Source organism: Aliiroseovarius crassostreae, from assembly GCF_049803815.1.
GTDB classification, from domain to species: domain Bacteria; phylum Pseudomonadota; class Alphaproteobacteria; order Rhodobacterales; family Rhodobacteraceae; genus Aliiroseovarius; species Aliiroseovarius crassostreae_A.
The window spans coordinates 285,550-306,399 of sequence record NZ_JBNAGI010000004.1 but is presented as its reverse complement, the minus strand read 5'-3'; the positions used below and the strand labels follow the sequence as shown (position 1 = coordinate 306,399).

Sequence of the window (20,850 nt, the reverse complement as noted above, 5' to 3'; positions counted from 1 at the left end):
GTTTTCTAGTTTTCTAGTTTTCTAGTTTTCTAGTTTTCTAGTTTTCTAGTTTTCTAGTTTTCTAGTTTTCTAGTTTTCTAGTTTTCTAGTTTTCTAGTTTTCTAGTTTTCTAGTTTTCTAGTTTTCTTCGAAATGCGCGCGCGGTCGCCCGCGTCAAGGCCCAATCCCAATCTCACCGGCAATAGGCCCCGCCACGATGCCGAGCCGTGTCCAGATGCAAATGATCTTTGTGATAGCGGTCTGCATTCGGCCCCAACACCGTGCCAAACGGACCGCAAGCTGTTTTATGCATCTGTTTCAACACCTTGCCCTGCACCGGATCACGCCACCCTTTCAGGACCGAGATCTTGGCCCCGTTCTTCAAGGTCAGCCCCGCAATGTCCACCGCACGGCCCTTGCCATGTTCGGAAATCTTCGCGCCGGGTCGGTTGTTGCGGGTGCGGCAGGAATAATGCGCCACCACCTTCAATTCGGCCAGGCCGCCGCCCAACCGACCAACGGCAGGTGACACGCCTTTGCGCACCCAACTGTCCAACGCCTTGGCCGTGGTGCAATCCATGATCGACGGTGTGCTCAACCGCACCCCCGACACTTCGCTGACTTTCACCCCGTTTGACAATCCACACCCGCGCAATTTGCCGGGGATCTTGCTGATCTTCTGGCCGCGAATGGCGCGTGACCCGCAGATTGACCCGAATTTGCTGGTGGATTTTGGGGTGGCGGCCGGGGTGATCGCCGCACGCGGGGCGTCACGCAATACGGTAAAGCTTTTGGGGCGCAGCAGCGGTCGCAGTGAACGGGCCACGGCGGTTTTGCTCAGCCCTGCTTCTTGTGTCGACTGTGTCGTGGGTTGCGGCACCGGCGCCGCCGGCGCGCTGTGTCCCGGGCGCAAACGCGGGCGGATTTTCGCGTCATAGCGCACCACCACGGTATAGATTGGCGCGGGTTGGGCAGATCCAGGGCGCACTGTCGGGCGCATTGATCGGTCGGGCGCATTGGCAAGCGCGACCTGCCCGGCCAACAAGGCCCCCAGGGTCAGATATGCCAGACCGCGCCAGATCACTTTGTCTGTGCCTCGTGTTTTCCGACCCGACCAAAATCGGGCGCATCGGTGTCCTGGCCGGCCTCAATAATGCCGCGGCGGATCGCGCGTGTATGGGTGAAATAGTCATAAAGCGCCTCGCCATCGCCGGTGCGGATCGCACGCTGCAGGGCAAACAGCTCTTCGGTAAAACGCCCCAGAATTTCCAGGGTCGCGTCTTTGTTGGTCAGGAACACGTCGCGCCACATGGTGGGGTCCGAGGCGGCGATACGGGTGAAATCCCGAAACCCGGCGGCGGAGTATTTGATCACCTCGCTGTCGGTCACCCGGCGCAAATCATCCGCGACCCCCACCATCGTATAGGCGATGAGGTGCGGGGTGTGGCTGGTGACGGCCAGGACGAGGTCATGATGTTCGGGGTCCATTTCTTCGACATTGGCGCCCATGCCTTCCCACAGCTTGCGCAGCCGGGTGGTGGCGTCCTGATCCGCGCCATTGGGCACCAGGATGCACCAGCGATTGTCGAAAAGCTCGGCAAATCCCGACCGCGGCCCCGAATGTTCGGTGCCAGCCAGCGGGTGTCCGGGGATGAAATGCACATGATCGGGCATATGCGGGCCAACCGCGTCGATCACGGATTGCTTGACGGACCCCACATCGGTCACGGTGGCGCCCTCAGAAAGATGCGGAGCGATCTCTGCGGCCACCGCCTCCATCGCGCCCACCGGCACGGCAAGCACCACCAGATCTGCGCCCTGAACCGCTTCGGCCGCGCTGTCGACAACCCGGTCGCAAAAGCCCAGCTCGCGGGTGATATCACGGGTCTCGGCCGAGCGGGCAGTGCCGATGATCTCGCCCGCCAGCCCGGCGCGGCGCATGGCGTGGGCCATCGAGGACGCGATCAGGCCAAGGCCGATCAGGGCAACGCGATCGTAGATCCGGCTCATGCGTCCCCCTCCTTTTCGGCCTCTTTCGCGGGGGCGTTCGGATCGGGGATCACGCCTTTGAAGCGCCCGACCAGATGCGCCACCCGGCGGCACGCAGGTTCGTCGCCGACGGTGATGCGCAGGCAATTGGGCAGGCCGTATCCCGCCACCCGGCGCACGATGATCCCTTCGGATTGCAGATACACGTCCACCGCGTTGGCTTCGTCCTCAGACGCAAATCGGGCCAGGATGAAATTGGCGCAAGAGGTATCCGAGGGCACGCCCAGTTCCGCCAGCGCCTCGGCCAGCCAGGCGCGCAGACGGGTGTTTTCCGACAGGCATTTCGCCACGTGATCGCGGTCGCGCAGGGCGGCCTCGGCAGCGGCGAGTTGCGGCATCGACAGGTTGAACGGGCCACGGATGCGGTTCAGAACGTCAGTCACCTCGGTTGTGCCATAGCCCCAGCCGATGCGCAGACCGCCCAGCCCGTACATTTTGGAGAAGGTCCGGGTCATGAAAACGTTGGAGCGCATGCTGACCAGCGAGGCCCCTCCATCAAACCCTTCCACATATTCGGCATAGGCGCCGTCGAGCACCAAAAGCACATGGGGGGGCAGGTTTTCCGCAAGACGGGCCAGTTCGCCCATGCCCACCATCGTGCCGGTTGGGTTGCCGGGGTTGGCGATGAAGACCAGCCGGGTCTTCTTGGTCACACCCGCCAGGATCGCATCCACATCGACCAGGCGTTCACGTTCCGGCACTTCAACCGGGGTCGCCCCCGCGGCCAGCGCCGAGATTTTATACATGGAAAACCCGTGTTCGGTATAGATCACCTCGTCCCCCGGCCCGGCATAGGCCTGACAGAGGAAGGTGATGATCTCGTCCGAGCCAACACCACAAATGATGCGGTCGGGGTCCAGGCCGTGCATGTCGCCGATCGCCTTGCGCAGGGCGGCGTGATCGGTGTTGGGGTAACGATGCAGCTCCATCCCTGCGCGTTTGAACGCCTCGACCGCCGCCGGGCTCGGGCCAAACGGGTTCTCGTTCGAGCTGAGCTTCACCACATTCTGGACGCCCGCCACTTTCGCGGCCCCGCCCACATAGGGTTTGATTGTCATGATCCCGGGTTGGGGCTCAATCTTCGCCATCACCGTGTCTCCTTCAAAAGCGTTTTGCCTGTGTTCGCGGGTCGGGGAAAGACAAAACGCTGCGTGACACATCAATGACCCGCAGGTTTCGCCGATTTCCATCCCGGGTCGAACGCGAAACGCTTGGGGCGGTTGTAGAGGGGGGCAAAGGGGGGGGAAAGGGGGAAAGCGCTAACAGGGGGGATAGTTGGGGATGTGTGGCTTTGCGGTGCAGGGGAATGCTTCAAATGCAGCCCGGCCCTGTCGGAACTTCTTGAGGTCATAGCAAGGCCATGGAGTTTTAAATGTCAGCTTGGAGACCAAAGTTTCAGATGTGCACGATAAAGCTATGGCAGAAAAGCGCAGATAGCGCGCTTTGCAAAGTCTGGTTCACTGTCGGGTTTGAGTCCATACGCACGGATACCGCACAGCACACAAATGTCGGCTATCCCACTTTGTTCCTTTTGGATGGATTGATGCCAAGATAATTCGTATATAGAACTGGTATAAGGTAATTCGTCGCGCCAGATTTAGTGCTGCTCTTTTTCAGTACGCCTATCTCACAAAGATAAGAGGCCATTTTGCGTGCCTCCTCTTGCTTCACACCCCAAACGCTAGCTAACTTGTCGTCATCAAAATTGCGGCCTGAACTGTCGATAAAAGCTTCAATAAACCTTCTGCATTCAGGGAACTCAGCAAAAATAGTCTGTTCCATCTTCGTTTTGGATAAGACACTACCTCCAAAGTTAAGGCCTTGGTGATTGAATATTAGGTTTCGCTGCTTATACGGAGTGTCGCCTTTTTCAAGGCGCGTTATTTCATATTCAATCGCAGAATTTACTAGCTCAATAAGGTCGCGTGGGGCACTGACTCCAAGGCCGTCTTGCGTATACATTACAAGCCAATCGAAGGACTTTTGAGGTTTATTGCCATAGAGATTCATGTTGTCAGGGAATAGAGAGTAAAGAAAGTTGTGCTTGTCGTTTGAATTGGATTTTATAAAAGACTCATCCTTACGGAAGTATGTCCTAAATTCCCCAGACAACAGGAACCGTTTTAACAGCATCTCTCCGAGAGTTGATTTATCCCAATCAAGTCGCGCGGTTACTGGTGCAAGGTGTGAGGCCTCCCGAAAGCCATCTTCCTTTGTGATAGAGCTCCACAGATCGTTTCTCATAAAGATTTTGATGCGAATCGCAGGTAAATTTCTGGCGGCCGCATAAACGCGGACGAGAGAGCGGAGTGCAATTTTTTCCTTATCTCTATCGTTGGGAAATATGGCATCTAGTCGGTCAAGTAGAATCCAAACCTTTCGATTATTCTGTAGCAGCAAATTGTTATAGGACTGCAGAAGCGCATCAATGGAGACAATACCCAACTTTTGTTGATTTGTGGTTGGCGATCCAAACGTGAGCTTCGCCTTTATCTTTTTTGGAACACCTGTAGAAGGATCCAGCTCGAGCTCGCCGTCCGCCGCGTCGAAATATAAGCGCGAGCGAATGTAATTTGAAATATTGGTGAACAGCTGCGTTATACTCCAACCTTGCTCGTAAATACCCTCCTGCTTGAGAAGATCTTCAGTCCGTTCAGATACTTTAGATGTAATCCCGTTTTTCTTACATGTGTCCAAAATTAGGGTTAGGAAATAGAGCTTCCAAATCCGTATAAGATCCGCCTCTTCAAAGCTAACATCATCCGCCAAAGTCGAAAAAACAGATCCTCCTGAGGTATTTTCGGAAGAAACAATCAAGCTGCCTTCACTATGAAGCTCCGATTCATGTTCGAGAAGGTAATAGTACAACGCGCTTTTCCCTGATCCCTTCGGCCCAAGAATGAAGTCAATTTTGTCCTTACGAAGTTTCTTCCAAGTAATACTTTCAAAAAAGAATGAGCTTAATATAGATCTTTCCAGTTCCGCAACTCCGTTACCGATCTCTAAGCTTTCGAGTACCTTTTGCTTTGAATGCATTCCAGACAAGTCCCTTTAAACAATTAACTGAACGTTCGTCGAACAGCAATCTCGAGTCAACTAATTGGTACGCGAGTTCTGTGCGGATATTTGGCTACGTGCTGAACTTTGGTTGTGAACTGCTTTCTGGGCGCATTTCAGAAAGCAGCCATTGAGGCCGAAGTGGAAACGGTTCACTTGTCCGCTAGTTGCCTATCGTGATGACAAAATCAATGTCCGCATCGGCCTGGATGCGTTCATTGGACGGGCCTGACATGAACGTCCAGAAAGTCCCGTATGGCCGACATCCCTGTCGTATTGCCTGCCCCAACAAAAAAGGGCCGCGATAGACGCAGCCCTTTCGAAACTCTCAGTGGATCGGCGAAGACAGCCGTTTCCGGGTCCAGTGGGATCGGGTTTCTCTGCCTCTCGCCTCTGTCTTCGCCAGAAGCTCGAACGTGAAACCCGATACACCTTGCAGTGTGACCCGCGAAACGCCTTAGTTCTTCGCGTAGAATTCAACCACCAGGTTGGGTTCCATCATCACCGGGTAGGGCACGTCCGACAGGCCGGGGGTGCGGGTGAAGGTGGCGGTCATTTTCGAGTGGTCGGCTTCGATATAGTCCGGCACGTCACGTTCGGCCAGAGCAACAGCTTCCAGAACCAGCGCCATTTGCTTCGACTTCTGACGCACTTCGATCACGTCGCCTTCTTTCACACGGTAGGAAGGGATGTTCACTTTCTTGCCGTTCACGGTCACGTGGCCGTGGTTCACGAACTGGCGGGCCGCGAAAACGGTCGGCACAAACTTGGCGCGGTAGACAACGGCGTCCAGACGGCGTTCCAGCAGACCGATCAGGTTTTCACCGGTGTCGCCCTTCACACGCTCGGCTTCGCCGTAGATGCGACGGAATTGTTTCTCGGTCAGGTCGCCGTAGTAGCCTTTCAGCTTCTGTTTGGCGCGCAGCTGCAGACCGAAGTCCGACAGTTTGCCCTTGCGGCGCTGGCCGTGCTGGCCGGGGCCATATTCACGACGGTTCACCGGGGATTTCGGACGGCCCCAGATGTTTTCGCCCATGCGGCGGTCAATTTTATACTTGGCAGCGGTACGTTTCGTCACAGCTGATATCCTTTTTAGTGGCTTCGCAATTTGATCCGAAAACCGGTTCCCACTTTTCGGATTGCAAAAGCGGAGCTTCGCACCCGTTGAGTATTCCCCGTCCCGGCCAAACCGCGACTATAAAGGGCGTTGTCCTCTCGCCTTTGAACCGGGTCCGGCAAGGTAAGGCGTCCGTATGGCGCACCCTAAAATGACCGGGGCTCTCGGGCGTGACAGGCATCCTCTTGCGAGGGCCACCAACACCAAATGATTGCGGCCCCCAAGGGGACCGACCGGGCGCTTATAGCTGGGTTTGGGGGGGAGTCAACGAAGAAAGGGAGAAAACGCGCGGTCAGGGGCCAAAATCCGACCCACCACCAGTTGCCCCCGGCCCGGCCCCGCCGCCGTTTTGCAGTTGCCGCGCGTCTGCCGAGGTCTGTCCGGGCGCATGGGGGCGATGCTCCCCCTGCCCTTTGACGCGACGGGGGGGCTTGCGGCGAAAGTTCAGGACAAGGAAACCGATGCCCAGCCCCATCAAGATGAGAACAGCTGACCAGATGTAGATCTCCACGCGACGCTCCTGTTGCAGGCCCCTCGCCCCATTAAACCTCTCAAACGGCGCCCGTGCAACATGGGACGTTCAGCAGCGCCTTACGCCTTACGCCACGCCCTGCAAGATCGCCGCTTCGGCCTGTGTCAGTGTGCGGCGCGCATAGTCGCCATAGGTCATCGGGTTCAGGTCCAGACCGGGGAACATCTCGAACAGGCGGGCGCGTTGGTTTTCTTCGACTGTGTCGAGCGCGGTGCCGGCGGGGTGGAAGCTTTCGGCGGCCACGCCATTGGCCCAGACCACTTCGTGGCGTTCGGTCAGGATGTGGTAATAGACCACTTCGCGCACCGAACTGTCGACGATCACCCGGCGTTCATCCACCAGATCCTGCGCCCGCACCAGCACCTCGTCAGTGTTAAAAAGCTCGCGCGCGCGAGGACCGCGCATCAACAGCTGATGCTGCGGGGACACCAGAAGATCCTCGTCCGGTTGGCCCGTTGACAAGGCCCCCGCCCGCACCCGGATCGGGCGCAGTTCCGGCATCGCAAAGAGCCTTGCCCCGGTGATGCGGCGCTGACCGATCCAAAGGATCTTCTGCCCGCCATTGTCCCGGGTCTGGATCTGATCGCCTTCGCGCAGATCCTCGACCAGCGCTTCGCCATCCGGGGTGCGGATACGGGTGCCGGGGGTGAAACAGATCACGCCGGTGGGCTGGTCGGTCAGCCGGTTGATATGGCTGGGGTCAAGATTGGCCTCGATCACCCACAGATCGGTGTCCGGCGGGGGCACATCATCGACAAACATCAGCAAAGGCGTGCGCCCCGGCCCGGTGTCGATCAGTGTGATGGTAAATCCCTGGTGCCCATCGGTGACCTTGAAGCCCATGTTCAAGAGCGGGTCCGCGACCTCGGCCGCATCCAGCGCAAGGCGCGGATCCATCGCAGCCCCCACCAGCTTGTGTACCATTTTCGCGGCCCGCTTGCGCAGATCCGCCTCGCCCAAGGCCTCTGTCAGCCTCAGCACTTCTTGTGGTCCGTCCACCCGCAACGGCGCGCCGGTCCAGCGCCAGATGGCGCCCATACCCAAAGCGGATTTGGCTGCGTTGGCCAAACCGTCAATTTCCGACTGCGCCCAAGAGATGACAAACGTGCCGCGATAGCCCGTTCTCATGCCTGTAACCTGCCATTTTCTTTTTTTATTACCGGCACGTTAACAGAGGTGATTCGCTCTGTGAAGCGGCTTGTTAACCTTTTGTTATCTTTTGGATAGGGGGGAGTGCGCGAAGGCCACAGGTGGGGCAGATCCCCTAGGCTTTTAAGGCGCTGCGTAGCAGATCCCCCAAGGCCACCAGGGCGAAACTGGCTGCGGCGACAGCGACAATGGTGGGCCCCGTCGGCGTGTCGAGCCAGAAGGCCAGCTGCAACCCGAAAAGCGCGGCAAAGGCGCCGAGCAGCACCGCCCAAAGCGCCATGCGCTCCGGCGTGGCCGACAGCGGGCGGGCGGCGGCGGCGGGAATGATCAGCATCGCACCGATCAGCAGGACGCCAACCACCTTGATTGCGACCGCCACCACCAGGGCCAGCGCCAGGGTCAGGATCATCTGTTCGCGCTTTGGGTTGATGCCCGAGGCCTGCGCCAGATCCGGGCTGAGCGTCGCAGTCAGAAGCGCCGACCAGCGCCACCACATCAACCCCAGCACCGCAGCCGCGCCGCCCCAAATCACCATCAGATCCGTGCGGCTGACCGCGAGGATGTCGCCAAAGAGATACGCCATCAGATCCACCCGCACACCCGACAGGAAGGACACGGCCACAAGGCCCAGCGCAATGGCGGAATGGGACAGAACGCCCAACAGCGTGTCCATCGCATGGCCCCGTGTGCCCAACGCGGACACTGCAAACCCCATGCCCAGCGCGGCGATCAGCACACCCGCAAAAATCGGCGCCTCAAAGGTCAGCGACAAGGCCACACCAAGGATGGCCGCATGGGCCGTGGCATCGCCGAAAAACGCCATGCGGCGCCAGACCACAAAACAGCCCAGCGGGGCGGCGGCCAGCGCCACGCCAAGCCCGGCAAAGGCGGCGCGCATCAGGAAAGCGTCAAAGATGGTCATGCGGCGCCCTCTTTCTGCGCGTGTTGGTGGGGGTGATCATGGTCATGGTCGCAGGCATCATGAGAGTGATTGTGTTCATGCCGGTAAAGCGCCAGCGCGCCATGGGTGCCGGTACCAAACAGCGCGCGATATTCCGGGGCCGAGGCCACATGTTCCGGCTCGCCTTCGCAACAGACATGCCCATTGAGGCAGATCACCCGGTCCGAGGTTGCCATGACCACATGCAGCTCGTGACTGACCATCAAGACGGCGCAGCCCAGTTCTCGGCGCAGCTCTTCGATCAATTGGTAAAAGGCGGCGGACCCCGGCTGATCGAGCCCCTGCGTGGCTTCGTCCAGCACCAGAAGATCGGGTTTGGTCAACAGCGCGCGGGCCAGAAGCACCCGTTGGAACTGCCCGCCGGACAGACCCGCCATCGGGTGCGCCTCCAACCCGCTGGCCCCCACCCGCGCCAGCGCGGCGCGTGCGTCTTCGCGGCTGACCTTGCGCGGCAGGTTGAGAAAGCGTTCCACAGTCAGGGGCAGCGTCGGGTCGATATGCAGCTTTTGCGGGACGTATCCAATGCGCAGCCCTTTTTGCCGCGTGACCTTGCCCGAAGACGGCACCTGCGCACCGATCAGGGCGCGCAACAGCGTGGTTTTGCCGGACCCGTTTGGGCCGACAATGGTGACGATCTCGCCTTTTTCCAGCGTGAAATTGACGCCGGAAAGCACGGGTTTTCCGCCTTGGCGCACGGTCAGGGCGCGGCTTTCGATCAGGCTCATGCGCCCTGCCCTTCCGCTGCGGGGCGGCAATTGGGGCACAGCCCTTCGACCTCAACCACCATGCGTTCAATCGCAAAGCCCACATCCTCTGCCGCCTGCCCAAGGCGTCCATGCGACAGGTCGGTATGGGCTTCGGCCACCGCGTCACATTCGCGACAGATCAGGAAAACCGGCGCGTGATCTTCGGTGGGATGGGCGCAGGCGATAAAGGCGTTTTGGCGTTCGATCTTATGGGCAAAGCCGTGGCCGACCAGAAAATCCAGCGCACGATAGGCCACCGGCGGTTGTGAGCCGAGCTTTTCGGCGCGCAGCATATCCAGAATCTCATAGGCGCCCAGGGCACGGTGCTTTTGCAACAGGATCTCCAAAACCCGCCGCCGCACCGGGGTGAGCTGCAGCCCTTCGCGGGCGCAATGGGCGTCGGCGGCGGCAAGCGCACTGTCGATACAGCTGTGGTGATCGTGTTTGGCAAAACCGAGCGTGGGCATATCGGGATCCTGACCGGGGAATTTTCTGCTTGATATGATATAGTATTACATATAGCAAGTCGCCTCAGATGTTATAAAGTAACAAAGGCCTCCCTGATGCGCTCTACCTCTCTTGCTTCCGTTCTTCTGCCGCTTGGCGTTGCCTTCCCGGCCCTGGCCGATGTGCCGCAAGTGGCCACCGATATTGCGCCCGTGCATTCCTTGGTCGCGCAGGTGATGCAGGGGGTTGGCACGCCTGACCTGATCCTGCCCCCCGGCGCGTCGCCCCACGGATATTCGCTGCGCCCGTCCGAGGCGGCGGCGCTGGCCAAAGCGGATCTGGTGGTCTGGATTGGCCCCGACCTGACGCCGTGGCTGGAAAAACCGTTGGACACCATCGCAAGTGGCGCCGTGGGCCTGCCACTGATGGAACTGGACACAACCCGTGTGCTCGACAGTCGCGACACCGTGCTGTTTGCGTCCAAGGATGGGGATGATCATGACGACCATGACCATGAAGACGATCACGATGACCATGCGGATGAAGGTCATGACGACGATCATGACCACGAGGGTGAGCATAAAGACGAGCCCGCCAAAGAGGATCATGATGATCACGACCATGATGCCGATCACGATCATGAGAAAGATCACGATGCCGAAGGCCATGACGACCATGACCACGACAAAGACCACGGGGGCGATCACGCAGAGGCAGATCATGATGACCACGGGCATGACCACGGCGAACACGACCCCCATGTCTGGCTCGACCCGCAAAATGCGCGGGCCTGGCTGGATCAGATCGCCGATGCCCTGGCGAAGATCGACCCGGACAACGCGGATGCCTATCACGCCAATGCCCATGCGTCGGAAGAAAAGCTCGATACGCTGATGGAGGAGCTGCGGGCCACACTCGCCCCGGTTCAAGCCACGCCCTTTGTGGTGTTCCACGACGCCTACCAGTATTTCGAAACCCGCTTTGGTCTGAAAGCGGCGGGCGCGATTGCGATTGGCGATGCCTCGGCCCCCAGCCCGGCGCGCATTGCCACCCTGCAAGAGGAAGTGCGCAGCGCGGGCATCACCTGTGCCCTGTCAGAACCGCAGTTCAACGCCGGGCTTGTGGACACCGTGTTTGAAGGCACCGGGGTCACCACCCGTGTGATCGACCCGATCGGCACCGCGATTGCCCCCGGGCCGGACCATTACGCCCAAACCCTGCGCGCCATGGCCGACAGCCTGGCAGGCTGCGCAAAATAACCCTGCGCCACTCACGCGCTGGAAGGTCATCCATGAAAGATCATGGGTGGCCTTTTTTTTGCATTCCGCGCGCGATGCAAAATTGGTCTGGTCATTTTTACCAAAATCGGCCCTTAAGAGGATGGGTCTCCTCGCATAGCCTTCGGGCAGATTGAGATGCGCAAGAGGCCCGCCATGTCCCACACCCCCGCCACCAAACACCCCAGCGTTTGCCCGCTGGATTGCCCCGACACCTGCAGCCTGATGGTCACGTTACAGGACGGGCAGATCACCGAGGTGAAGGGATCACACGCGAACCCGTTCACCGATGGGGTGATTTGCAACAAGGTGGCACGCTCTTACCCCGACTTTGTGCATGGGTCCGGCCGGTTGACCCACCCACTGCGCCGCATCGGCCCGCGTGGATCGGGACAGTTTGAACAGATCAGCTGGGACGTGGCGCTTGATCTGGTCCACGACGGTTTCACCCGCGCCATCGACAGCCATGGGCCGCAATCGGTGCTGCCCTTCAACTATGCCGGCCCCCACGGCGAGCTGGCTGCCGGGTCGATGGACCGGCGGTTCTTTTACAGGTTGGGGGCGACGCGCCTGAACCGCGGCCCACTTTGCGGCGCGGTGCGCGGCGGGGCTTATAACAGCCTGTTTGGCGCGGCCCCCGGCATGCCGCCGATGCAGGTGCTGCACTCGGATCTGGTGCTGGTCTGGGGCAACAATGTGACCGTCTCGAACCTGCACCTTGTACCACTGCTAAAGAAGATGCGGGCGGGTGGTGGCAAGCTTGTGGTGATTGACCCGAAGCGGATCAAAATCGCCGAGCAATGTGACCTGCACCTGCAAATCGCCCCGGGCACGGATGTGGTGCTGGCGATGGCGCTTGCCGCTGAATTGGAGCGGCGGGACGCGCTCGATCGCGGGTTTATCGCCAATTGGGTCGACGGGTTTGACGCCTATATGACCGAGGCGCGCAAATATGGGTTGGCCGAGGTCGAGGCCCATTGCGGGATCACCGCAGGGGCGTTCCACACCCTCGCCGATCTGGTGGTGAACGCGCGCAATATGTCGGTGTCCTGCGGCAATGGGATCGAACGGGGGCGGTCCGGGGGCTCCGGCCTGCGCGCCGCCATGGCGCTGCCCGCACTGACCGGGCATCACGGGCGGCTGGGCACCGGGGTGATTGCGAAATCCGGCGTGGCCGTCCCCAAGACACAGGCGCGGCTGCAGGGGGATCACCTGATCGACCCTAAGGCACGTGTGCTCAATATCGTGGATCTTGGCGGGGCGCTCCAGGACCCGGATCTGGACCCGCCGATCATGGCGGCGATGATCTATAACCACAACCCGGTCGCCACCCATCCTGATCAGGCGACGCTGATCAAGGGGCTGATGCGCGAGGACCTGTTTCTGGCGGGCTGTGATGTGGCGATGACCGACAGCATGGCGCTCTGTGACGTGATCCTGCCCGCCGCCACCCATTTCGAACATGACGATGTGTTTGGCGCCTACGGGCAAAACTTCCTGCAGCGGGCCGCGCCGGTGATGGATCCGGTGGGCGAGGCCCTGCCCAACACCGAGATCTTCCGCAGGCTCTCTGCACGGTTTGGCTTTGACACGCCCGAATTTCGCGCCAGTGACACCGAGCTGATGGACGACGCGCTGGACGCTGATCATCCGAACCTGCAAGGGCACAGGGGCAGCACCCTGCCTTTGGACCGCGCGCTGGAAATGGAGGTCGAGGGCGGTGCGATGATCCTGTGCGACACGGTGCGCCCGGCCACGACCTCGGGCAGGATCGAACTTTTCTGTCAGGACTATCAGGACCGTTACGGCTTTGGCGTGCCGCGCTATGACCCAACCCCCAAAGACCTGCCCTTCACCCTGATCACCCCCAGTTCGGACAAGCGCACCAATGCCACCTTTGGCGGGCTGGCGCCGTCGCAAGGGCCAGAGCAGGTGGAGATGCACCCCGATGACGCCGCGAAAAATGGCCTGACGGACGGGGATCTGATCACCCTCGGCAATGCGCGCGGGGCGGTGACATTGCGGCTGAAAATCACGGATACCACCCGCCCGGGCGTGCTCTATTCCCCGAAAGGCACCTGGCGGGCAAGCTCACAGACCGGGCAGACGGTGAACGCGCTGATCCCGGCCGACATCCGCACCGACATTGAAGACGGGGCCTGTTACCACGAAACATTTGTGGAGCTGTGTTAGCCGCAATGCTTGTGCCAGCATTGGTCTGGATATAGCGTTCCAGCAGGCAAATAATTGACAGACCAATATGCAAAACACCTCCTGGCTGGCCTTCTCGATTGACCGGACCTCAACGTCCCCGGTGTTTGAACAGATTTGCGAAGCGATCCGCGCGCGCACCGTGGCGGGGGATCTGACCGAAGGGCAGAAACTGCCGCCGACCCGGGTCTTTGCCACCGAGCTGGGCGTGTCGCGGTCCACCGTGGTCACGGCGTATGAGCAACTGGTGGCCGAAGGCTATCTGGTGGCGCAACAGGGGTCGGGATACCGGGTCTGCGCGGTGGGCGAGGTGGAGCTGCCCCGCCGCGCGGAACGCCCCAGACAGCAAAACACGCCTCTTAACACGGCCAAGAACACGCCCCAGAATACGGCCCCCGCTCCGCGCCCGTTTGAAGCGGGTCAGCCGGATATGCGCCTGTTTCCGCACCGGCAATGGGCCAAGACCGTAGCGCGGATTTGCCGGTCGGATCCACAATCGATGTTGATGGGGGCACCGCGGTTTGGGCATTTGCCACTGCGGCAGGCAATCGCCGATCACGTGGCCGAATGGCGTGGCATTCAGGCCGACCCGGACCAGATCATCCTGACGGCGGGCGCCACCGACGCGCTGGAGATCTGCACCCGCACCCTGGCCCGCCCCGGCGACGGGATTGGGTTGGAGGATCCGGGCTACCGGCCCCTGCGCCAGTTTGCGCTGGCCCGGGATTTGCGCCCCGAATACCTGCCGGTCGTCGCGGGCGACGTGTCCCTGCCCCGCACCACGCCGCGCATTGTGGTGCTGACCCCATCGCAGCAATACCCGCTGGGGGGCGCGATGTCGCCCGGTCGCCGGCGTGAATTCATCCGCTGGGCCGAGCGCGAAGATGCCTGGATCATCGAGGATGATTACGACAGCGAGTTTCGCTATGCGGGCCGCCCGATCCCGGCGATGGCCGGGTTTGATCACCTGAGCCGCACCATTTATGTGGGCAGCTTTTCCAAGATCTTTTCCAACACGCTGCGGCTCGGGTATCTGATTATGCCCCGCGCCCTCACGGACCAGTTCCACGCCACCCTGCGCCGCTTTGGCCCCCGCGCCAGCCTGATGCCACAGGCCCCATTGGCGGCGTTCCTGTCGTCGGGCGAGTTCTATCGCCACCTGCGCCGGGTGCGGCGGATCTATGGCGAGCGGCGGCGGTTTCTGACCCAGCATCTGGCGCGCGAGTTTGCCGAGTTTGGCTGGTTTCATGACCATCAGGCCGGGATGCAGATCTGCTTTCACCTGCAAGGGGAATTGCGCGACACCGAGATTGCCCGCCGGGCTGCGGACCAGAAGCTGACCATCAGCCCACTGTCGCACTATGCGCAGGACGGCAGCGGGGTGAACGGGCTGATCCTGGGCTTTTGCGCCACGTCAGAAGACGAAATGGCCCCGGCCCTGCAGCGCCTGACATCGCTGCTGAGGTCCTACAGCGCAGATGCCCCAAGCTGACACCAGCCGGTTTGTCATGCCAATCATCACAACCCAGCTTTTGAATTTCATTGAAACCTGAAAAAATTTGTGCCTGTCTGAACGGACCCAGGCAATAAAGGCATTGCGCGCTGCTGTCCGGGTGAGCGGAGCCATCTGCTCAGCACGAACCGGATCGGTTTGTGGCGTGCATCCCGGCTCCTTTCCCAAAACTGGCGGCGCGCCGCCGAAGTCAGAGAGAAAAGCCATGTTGCACAATGATGAATTGCAAAAATGGGACCGCGAGAATTTCTTCCACCCCTCAACCCATCTGGCCGATTTTGCCCGGGGTGATGCGCCCCAGCGGGTGGTGACCGGGGGCGCCGGGTGTCACATCAACGACCGGGACGGCAACCGGCTGCTGGATGCGTTTGCCGGGCTTTACTGCGTGAATGTCGGCTATGGTCGGCCTGAAATTGCCGAGGCGATTGCCGATCAGGCGCGCGAGCTGGCCTATTACCACGCCTATGTCGGCCACGGCACCGAGGCGGCGATCACGCTGGCGAAAATGGTGCTGGACCGCGCGCCGGACCACATGTCGAAGGTCTATTTCGGCCTGTCCGGGTCGGACGCGAATGAGACGAACATCAAGCTGATCTGGTATTACAACAACATCCTGGGCCGGCCCGAAAAGAAGAAGATCATCAGCCGCTGGCGCGGGTATCACGGGTCGGGTCTGATGACCGGGTCGCTGACCGGGCTGGATCTGTTTCACCAGAAGTTCGACCTGCCCCTGGCGCAGGTCATTCACACCGACGCGCCCTATTACTTCCGCCGCGAAAACCTTGATCAGACCGAAGATCAATTCGTCGCCCAATGTGTCGCCGAACTGGAAGCGCTGATTGAGCGCGAAGGGGCCGACACCATCGCCGCCTTCATCGGCGAACCGGTGTTGGGCACGGGGGGCATTGTGCCGCCGCCCGCCGGATACTGGCCCGCCATTCAGGCGGTGCTGGAGCGTCACGACATCCTGTTGGTCGCGGATGAGGTCGTCACCGGCTTTGGTCGCCTCGGGTCCATGTTCGGGTCCGATCATTACGGGATGCGCCCGGATCTGATCACCATCGCCAAGGGGCTGACCTCGGCCTATGCGCCCTTGTCGGGGTCCATCGTGTCGGACAAGATGTGGGCGGTGCTGGAACGAGGCACGGATGAAAACGGGCCGATTGGCCATGGCTGGACCTATTCGGCGCACCCGATCGGGGCTGCCGCCGGGGTGGCGAACCTGAAGCTGATCGACGATCTGAAGCTGGTGGAAAACGCGGGCACGGTCGGGGCCTATCTGAACGCCACCATGGCCGAGGCGCTGGGGGATCACGCCAAGGTGGGCGAGGTGCGCGGCGAAGGGATGCTGTGCGCCGTCGAATTTGTGCAAGACAAAGACAGCCGCCTCTTTTTTGACCCCGCTGACAAGATCGGGCCGCAGATCGCCGCCAAACTGTTGGAGCAAGACAGCATCATCGCGCGCGCCATGCCGCAGGGCGACATTCTGGGCTTTGCCCCGCCCTTCTGCCTGACGCGGGACGAGGCGGACCAGATTGTTGCGGCCACCACCCGCGCCGTCCGCGCGGTTTTGGGATAAAGGGGAGGGAAGCATGACACAGACCAACGCAGCGTTTGCGCCTGCAGAATACCAGCGCCGTCTGGCAAAAACCCGGTCCGCGATGGACCGGGCCGGGTTGGAGGTGCTGTTTGTGACCGACCCGTCAAACATGGCCTGGCTGACCGGCTATGACGGCTGGTCCTTTTACGTGCATCAGGGCGTGATCGTGACGAAAGAGGGCGAACCGATCTGGTGGGGCCGCCATATGGACATGATGGGCGGGCGGCGCACCTGCTGGATGGATCACGCCAATATCCTTGGCTATGGCGACCACTATGTGCAGTCGACCGAGGTCCACCCGATGCAGGATCTGGCCGCGCAGCTTGTCGCGCGCGGGTTTGAAACGGCGCGCATCGGGGTCGAGATGGAGAACTATTATTACTCCGCCAAGGCCCATGCGGTGCTGGCCTCCGAGCTGCCCAAGGCCGACCTGATCGACGCCACCGCGCTGGTCAATTGGCAGCGTCTGGTGAAATCCGACGCGGAAATCGCCTTTATCCGCAAGGCCGCCCGGATCACCGAAAAGGTGATGCAGACCGCCATCGACCGCGCCGCGCCGGGCGTGCGCAAAAACGATCTGGTGGCGGATATCCTGCACGCGGGCATCACCGGGGTTGGGGACGACTGGGGTGATTACCCGGCGATTGTGCCGCTGACCCCCTCGGGCCTTGATGCCACCGCCGCGCATCTGACGTGGAACGGCGCGCCGATGGTCAAGGGTGAGGCCACGTTTTTCGAGCTTTCCGGCTGTTATCGCCGCTATCACGCGCCGCTCTGCCGCACGGTGTTTCTGGGCCAGCCCACGGATGAAATGCTGCGGGCCGAAGCGGCGCAGTTGGAGGGGATCGAGGCCGGGCTGGCGGCGGCACGCGCGGGCAACCGCACCTGTGACATTGCCAATGCCTTCATGTCGGTGCTTGCGAAACATGGTATCGAACGGTCGGGCCGGATGGGCTATCCCATCGGCCTGTCCTACCCGCCCGATTGGGGGGAACGCACCGCGTCGATCCGCGCCGAGGACGCGACCATATTGGAACCCGGCATGGTCTTTCACTTCATGCCTGCACTCTGGATGGACACATGGGGGCTTGAGACCACGGAAACCATCCTGATCCGGGAAGACGGCGCAGCCGAGCCAATGTGCAGCGTGGATCGCAAGCTTTTTGTAAAGCCATGACCATGCCAAATGAGACCACGCTGGAGCAGACCAAACGCATCCTTGCTGACCTGATTGCTTTTCCCACAGTGTCCGCGGACAGCAATCTGGCGATGATCGACTATATGGCGGATCTCCTGCGCGCCTGCGGGGCGCGGGTTGACGTGTTTCACGATCCAACCGGGCAAAAGGCCAACCTGTTTGCATCGATTGGGCCAGAGGTCGACGGCGGGCTGGTTCTGTCCGGCCACAGCGACGTGGTGCCGGTTTCCGATCAGGACTGGTCGTCTGATCCGTTTGCGATGGTCGAGGCGGACGGTCGGCTTTACGGGCGCGGCACCTGTGACATGAAAGGGTTCATCGCCGCCACGCTGGCGATGGCGCCGCAATTTGCCAAAACCGCCCGCCGCCGCCCGATCCATTTTGCCTTCACCTATGACGAGGAGGTGGGCTGTATCGGGGCGAGTCATCTGGCACAGGCGCTTACCGAGCGGGGCATTCGCCCGGCCATGGCAATCATCGGCGAACCCACGTCGATGCGGGTCATTGAAGGCCACAAGGGATGCAGCGAATACACCACCCGGTTTCAGGGGTTGGAAGGGCACGGGTCCGCCCCGGATCTGGGGGTGAACGCGGTGGAATATGCGGTGCGCTACGTGGCGCGGCTGCTGGAGCTGCGCGAAGAACTGAAGGCGCGGGTCCCCGCAGACAGCCGGTTCGACCCGCCCTGGACCACCATCAATGTGGGGGCCGTGCATGGGGGCAGCGTTCACAATGTCATTGCCCCAAAGGCGCAGGTCGACTGGGAAATGCGCCCGGTGCAGCCAACAGATGCCCGTTTCGTGAAAGACACCATGGCGGACTATTGCGCGCAGACCCTGTTGCCAGCCATGCAGGCCGTCTATCCCGACGCCCGGATTGACACCGAAATCGTCGGCGAGGTGGCCGGTTTGACCCCCACGGACAAGAACGACGCCAAACGCATCGTGTCAGAGCTGACCGGGGCCAACACGGCCGATCTGGTGCCCTTCGGCACCGAGGCCGGGATCTTTCAGGCGCTTGGCATGGATGTCATTGTCTGCGGCCCCGGATCGATTGAGCAGGCCCACAAGGCGGATGAGTTTCTTGCGACAGAGCAACTGTCGCGCTGCCTGGACCTGTTGCAGAAGCTCGACCGGGCGTTCGAAACACAGACCTGACAGAAAATGGCCGGAGCTTTCACCCCGGCCTCTTTCACGTTTCTGTCGCGCCGCGTTCCGGTCACGATATCTTTTGCCCCCCGGAGCGGGAAACTGTGGCGCTCCACTTGACATTACCTACCCACACACGAAAAACCTTTTTGTATCAACACACTCTTATCACAGCAGCACGGCATGCTGACCAAAAACTTCGCAATGAACTACCTACATCTAGTGGAGTTACTGATTGCCTCGCAGACACCCATGAAAAGCAAATCCTCACTCGGTTGCTCTGGGTTCTACCAGACCGAACCAACAACCTGAATAGAAGCGCCTTAACAACGATTAGGCGAGCCGCTGTTCGCCGAAGCGTTTCTGAAAGTCAGCAGTGCGGGACAAACCGGGCTTTCGCTGCACTTGCACCTATGTCTGCTTGCCTGGCGGAACCCTTCGCAACGACCATTGAGCATAAATGGTGCCCCGCAAACTGGGGGCACCAAAGTTGTCAATTACGCTTTTGAGATGTCGGGTGCTGCCAACACGTGTGGCGTATTATACGCCTCCATATCGATTTGATCTTCGGACTTTGCAATCAGAACGGTGCATGCTGCATCGCCGGTCACATTCAAAGATGTCCGCGCCATATCGAGAATGCGGTCGATACCCGCAACGATTGCGACACCTTCAAGTGGCAGTCCAACCGAAGTTAGAACCAGAGACAGCATGACCAAGCCCGCGCCGGGAACACCTGCGGTGCCTATGGACGCCAACGTGGAGGTCAGGATGATGGTGATATATTCGGACATGCCGAGTTCAACACCGAAAGCCTGTGCTACGAAGAGCGCTGCAACGCCTTGATACATCGCTGTACCGTCCATGTTGATGGTCGCGCCCAAGGGCAGTGTAAAGCTGGCCACCGAGCGGTTCACACCCAAGTTCTTCTGCACTGCAGTCATTGTGACCGGCAGCGTTCCAGAGCTGGAGGTGCTGGTAAAGGCGACAATCTGAGGCTCAACGATTCCCTGGAAGAAACGCACGGGGTTCAGGCGGCCTAGGAAAGTTACGAGACCACCATAAACGAACAATGCGTGGAAAATACAGCCAATATAGAGTGCCGCGATGATCGTTCCCAAAGGCAACAAAAGGTCAAGACCGTAAGTGCCAGCAACCCAAGCCATCAGGGCAAACACGCCGTATGGTGCAAAGGCGATAACTATCTCAGTCAGCTTCAAGATGACAGAATTCAGAGCTTCGAAAAAGTCCCGGACAGGTTTTCCTGCGTCACCTACAAGGTTGATCGACAAGCCGAACATGATGGCAAAGAAGATGATCTGGAGTACTTTCCCATCAGCGGCTGCCGCAATTGGGTTCTTAGGAACAATTGCGATCAACTGATCGATAAACGGTGGTGCTGATTTTGGCTCCATTGCAGCGGCGGCTCCAAGGTCAATCCCCACGCCTGGCTGGAAGAGAGTCCCAAGTGCCAAGCCAATAGCAATCGCAAAAGCCGTTGTGCAGAGATAAAAAACGACAGATTTTAGGCCGATCCGGCCCATACGCGCCATGTCGCTGACGGAAGTCATCCCACAAACGAGCGATACAAAGATCAGCGGAACGATCAACATCTTAATCAAGGAGAGGAACAGTGTTCCCACATGTTTAATCGAGACCGCTATTGATTCATTGCCGGTTGTGTTCAGGATAGCGCCGACAATAACGCCAAGCACTAGCGCGATAACGATTTGCTGCCACAAGAGCAAATTCCACCATGGGGCGAACAACCCCGTTTTTCGTTGAGCTGAGGCCATAGTCACTCCTTTCCAGTTTGCAAGGGGCAAAACCCATAAAAGTAAGTATTTTTAGCATTCCCGCGCGCAA

At 60.0% G+C, this 20,850-nt stretch carries 17 protein-coding genes; 6 read left to right on the top strand and 11 right to left on the bottom strand.

The window, feature by feature from the left end:
* Positions 1 to 172: 172 nt before the first annotated feature.
* The 10 genes from ACP15V_RS12990 to ACP15V_RS12945 all read right to left on the bottom strand — a co-directional run bounded on the left by ACP15V_RS12990 (position 173) and on the right by ACP15V_RS12945 (position 10,057).
* Positions 173 to 1,063 carry an extensin family protein gene (locus ACP15V_RS12990; protein WP_424944130.1) on the bottom strand — a complete coding sequence of 297 codons (891 nt, stop codon included), beginning with the start codon at positions 1,061 to 1,063 and terminating at the stop codon, positions 173 to 175.
* Positions 1,060 to 1,989, bottom strand: coding sequence for a prephenate/arogenate dehydrogenase family protein (locus ACP15V_RS12985; RefSeq protein WP_424944129.1), 930 nt, complete (start codon positions 1,987 to 1,989; stop codon positions 1,060 to 1,062). Before ACP15V_RS12985 ends, ACP15V_RS12990 begins: the two co-directional genes overlap by 4 nt.
* The gene (gene hisC, locus ACP15V_RS12980) at positions 1,986 to 3,116 is read right to left on the bottom strand and encodes a histidinol-phosphate transaminase (protein ID WP_424944128.1); all 1,131 of its coding nucleotides are present in this window, start codon (positions 3,114 to 3,116) and stop codon (positions 1,986 to 1,988) included. Before hisC ends, ACP15V_RS12985 begins: the two co-directional genes overlap by 4 nt.
* Positions 3,117 to 3,540: 424 nt before the next feature.
* A complete protein-coding gene (locus ACP15V_RS12975) occupies positions 3,541 to 5,064 on the bottom strand; it encodes a P-loop ATPase, Sll1717 family (RefSeq protein WP_424944127.1) in 1,524 nt (507 codons plus the stop codon).
* A gap of 478 nt (positions 5,065 to 5,542) precedes the next feature.
* Entirely contained in the window at positions 5,543 to 6,163 is a 621-nt protein-coding gene (gene rpsD, locus ACP15V_RS12970; protein ID WP_424944126.1) for a 30S ribosomal protein S4, read from the bottom strand.
* A gap of 331 nt (positions 6,164 to 6,494) precedes the next feature.
* Positions 6,495 to 6,713 carry a hypothetical protein gene (locus tag ACP15V_RS12965; protein WP_424944125.1) on the bottom strand — a complete coding sequence of 73 codons (219 nt, stop codon included), beginning with the start codon at positions 6,711 to 6,713 and terminating at the stop codon, positions 6,495 to 6,497.
* A gap of 87 nt (positions 6,714 to 6,800) precedes the next feature.
* The gene (locus ACP15V_RS12960; protein ID WP_424944124.1) at positions 6,801 to 7,862 is read right to left on the bottom strand and encodes a Hint domain-containing protein; all 1,062 of its coding nucleotides are present in this window, start codon (positions 7,860 to 7,862) and stop codon (positions 6,801 to 6,803) included.
* A gap of 136 nt (positions 7,863 to 7,998) precedes the next feature.
* Positions 7,999 to 8,805, bottom strand: a complete 807-nt coding sequence (locus ACP15V_RS12955) for a metal ABC transporter permease (RefSeq protein ID WP_424944123.1) — start codon at positions 8,803 to 8,805, stop codon at positions 7,999 to 8,001.
* Positions 8,802 to 9,569, bottom strand: coding sequence for a zinc ABC transporter ATP-binding protein ZnuC (znuC, locus tag ACP15V_RS12950; protein ID WP_424944122.1), 768 nt, complete (start codon positions 9,567 to 9,569; stop codon positions 8,802 to 8,804). Before znuC ends, ACP15V_RS12955 begins: the two co-directional genes overlap by 4 nt.
* Entirely contained in the window at positions 9,566 to 10,057 is a 492-nt protein-coding gene (locus ACP15V_RS12945; RefSeq protein WP_424944121.1) for a Fur family transcriptional regulator, read from the bottom strand. Before ACP15V_RS12945 ends, znuC begins: the two co-directional genes overlap by 4 nt.
* Positions 10,058 to 10,153: 96 nt before the next feature.
* Here ACP15V_RS12945 and ACP15V_RS12940 point away from each other — a divergent pair, with 96 nt between their 5' ends.
* From ACP15V_RS12940 to argE, 6 genes are all read left to right on the top strand, one after another.
* The gene (locus ACP15V_RS12940) at positions 10,154 to 11,296 is read left to right on the top strand and encodes a zinc ABC transporter substrate-binding protein (RefSeq protein ID WP_424944120.1); all 1,143 of its coding nucleotides are present in this window, start codon (positions 10,154 to 10,156) and stop codon (positions 11,294 to 11,296) included.
* Positions 11,297 to 11,470: 174 nt separating this feature from the next.
* Positions 11,471 to 13,507 carry a molybdopterin-dependent oxidoreductase gene (locus ACP15V_RS12935; protein ID WP_424944119.1) on the top strand — a complete coding sequence of 679 codons (2,037 nt, stop codon included), beginning with the start codon at positions 11,471 to 11,473 and terminating at the stop codon, positions 13,505 to 13,507.
* A gap of 67 nt (positions 13,508 to 13,574) precedes the next feature.
* Positions 13,575 to 15,017 (top strand): PLP-dependent aminotransferase family protein, encoded by a 1,443-nt coding sequence (locus tag ACP15V_RS12930; RefSeq protein WP_424944118.1) that lies wholly within the window; start codon positions 13,575 to 13,577, stop codon positions 15,015 to 15,017.
* Positions 15,018 to 15,243: 226 nt separating this feature from the next.
* Positions 15,244 to 16,617, top strand: a complete 1,374-nt coding sequence (locus ACP15V_RS12925; RefSeq protein ID WP_424944117.1) for an aspartate aminotransferase family protein — start codon at positions 15,244 to 15,246, stop codon at positions 16,615 to 16,617.
* Positions 16,618 to 16,630: 13 nt separating this feature from the next.
* Positions 16,631 to 17,815 (top strand): M24 family metallopeptidase, encoded by a 1,185-nt coding sequence (locus ACP15V_RS12920; protein ID WP_424944116.1) that lies wholly within the window; start codon positions 16,631 to 16,633, stop codon positions 17,813 to 17,815.
* Positions 17,812 to 18,993, top strand: a complete 1,182-nt coding sequence (gene argE / locus ACP15V_RS12915) for an acetylornithine deacetylase (RefSeq protein WP_424944115.1) — start codon at positions 17,812 to 17,814, stop codon at positions 18,991 to 18,993. Before ACP15V_RS12920 ends, argE begins: the two co-directional genes overlap by 4 nt.
* A 488-nt stretch (positions 18,994 to 19,481) precedes the next feature.
* Here argE and ACP15V_RS12910 read toward each other — a convergent pair whose 3' ends face one another.
* Complete coding sequence (locus ACP15V_RS12910) at positions 19,482 to 20,780, bottom strand: dicarboxylate/amino acid:cation symporter (protein WP_424944114.1); 1,299 nt, start codon at positions 20,778 to 20,780, stop codon at positions 19,482 to 19,484.
* Between the last annotated feature and the right edge of the window lie 70 nt (positions 20,781 to 20,850).

What these genes read in the sequence shown, in the direction of transcription:
- ACP15V_RS12985 (WP_424944129.1), bottom strand. Translation starts at nt 1,989, where the DNA reads ATGAGCCGGATCTACGATCGCGTTGCCCTGATCGGCCTTGGCCTGATC.
- hisC (WP_424944128.1), bottom strand. Translation starts at nt 3,116, where the DNA reads ATGGCGAAGATTGAGCCCCAACCCGGGATCATGACAATCAAACCCTAT.
- ACP15V_RS12975 (WP_424944127.1), bottom strand. Translation starts at nt 5,064, where the DNA reads ATGCATTCAAAGCAAAAGGTACTCGAAAGCTTAGAGATCGGTAACGGA.
- ACP15V_RS12960 (WP_424944124.1), bottom strand. Translation starts at nt 7,862, where the DNA reads ATGAGAACGGGCTATCGCGGCACGTTTGTCATCTCTTGGGCGCAGTCG.
- ACP15V_RS12955 (WP_424944123.1), bottom strand. Translation starts at nt 8,805, where the DNA reads ATGACCATCTTTGACGCTTTCCTGATGCGCGCCGCCTTTGCCGGGCTT.
- znuC (WP_424944122.1), bottom strand. Translation starts at nt 9,569, where the DNA reads ATGAGCCTGATCGAAAGCCGCGCCCTGACCGTGCGCCAAGGCGGAAAA.
- ACP15V_RS12945 (WP_424944121.1), bottom strand. Translation starts at nt 10,057, where the DNA reads ATGCCCACGCTCGGTTTTGCCAAACACGATCACCACAGCTGTATCGAC.
- ACP15V_RS12940 (WP_424944120.1), top strand. Translation starts at nt 10,154, where the DNA reads ATGCGCTCTACCTCTCTTGCTTCCGTTCTTCTGCCGCTTGGCGTTGCC.
- ACP15V_RS12935 (WP_424944119.1), top strand. Translation starts at nt 11,471, where the DNA reads ATGTCCCACACCCCCGCCACCAAACACCCCAGCGTTTGCCCGCTGGAT.
- ACP15V_RS12930 (WP_424944118.1), top strand. Translation starts at nt 13,575, where the DNA reads ATGCAAAACACCTCCTGGCTGGCCTTCTCGATTGACCGGACCTCAACG.
- ACP15V_RS12925 (WP_424944117.1), top strand. Translation starts at nt 15,244, where the DNA reads ATGTTGCACAATGATGAATTGCAAAAATGGGACCGCGAGAATTTCTTC.
- ACP15V_RS12920 (WP_424944116.1), top strand. Translation starts at nt 16,631, where the DNA reads ATGACACAGACCAACGCAGCGTTTGCGCCTGCAGAATACCAGCGCCGT.
- argE (WP_424944115.1), top strand. Translation starts at nt 17,812, where the DNA reads ATGACCATGCCAAATGAGACCACGCTGGAGCAGACCAAACGCATCCTT.
- ACP15V_RS12910 (WP_424944114.1), bottom strand. Translation starts at nt 20,780, where the DNA reads ATGGCCTCAGCTCAACGAAAAACGGGGTTGTTCGCCCCATGGTGGAAT.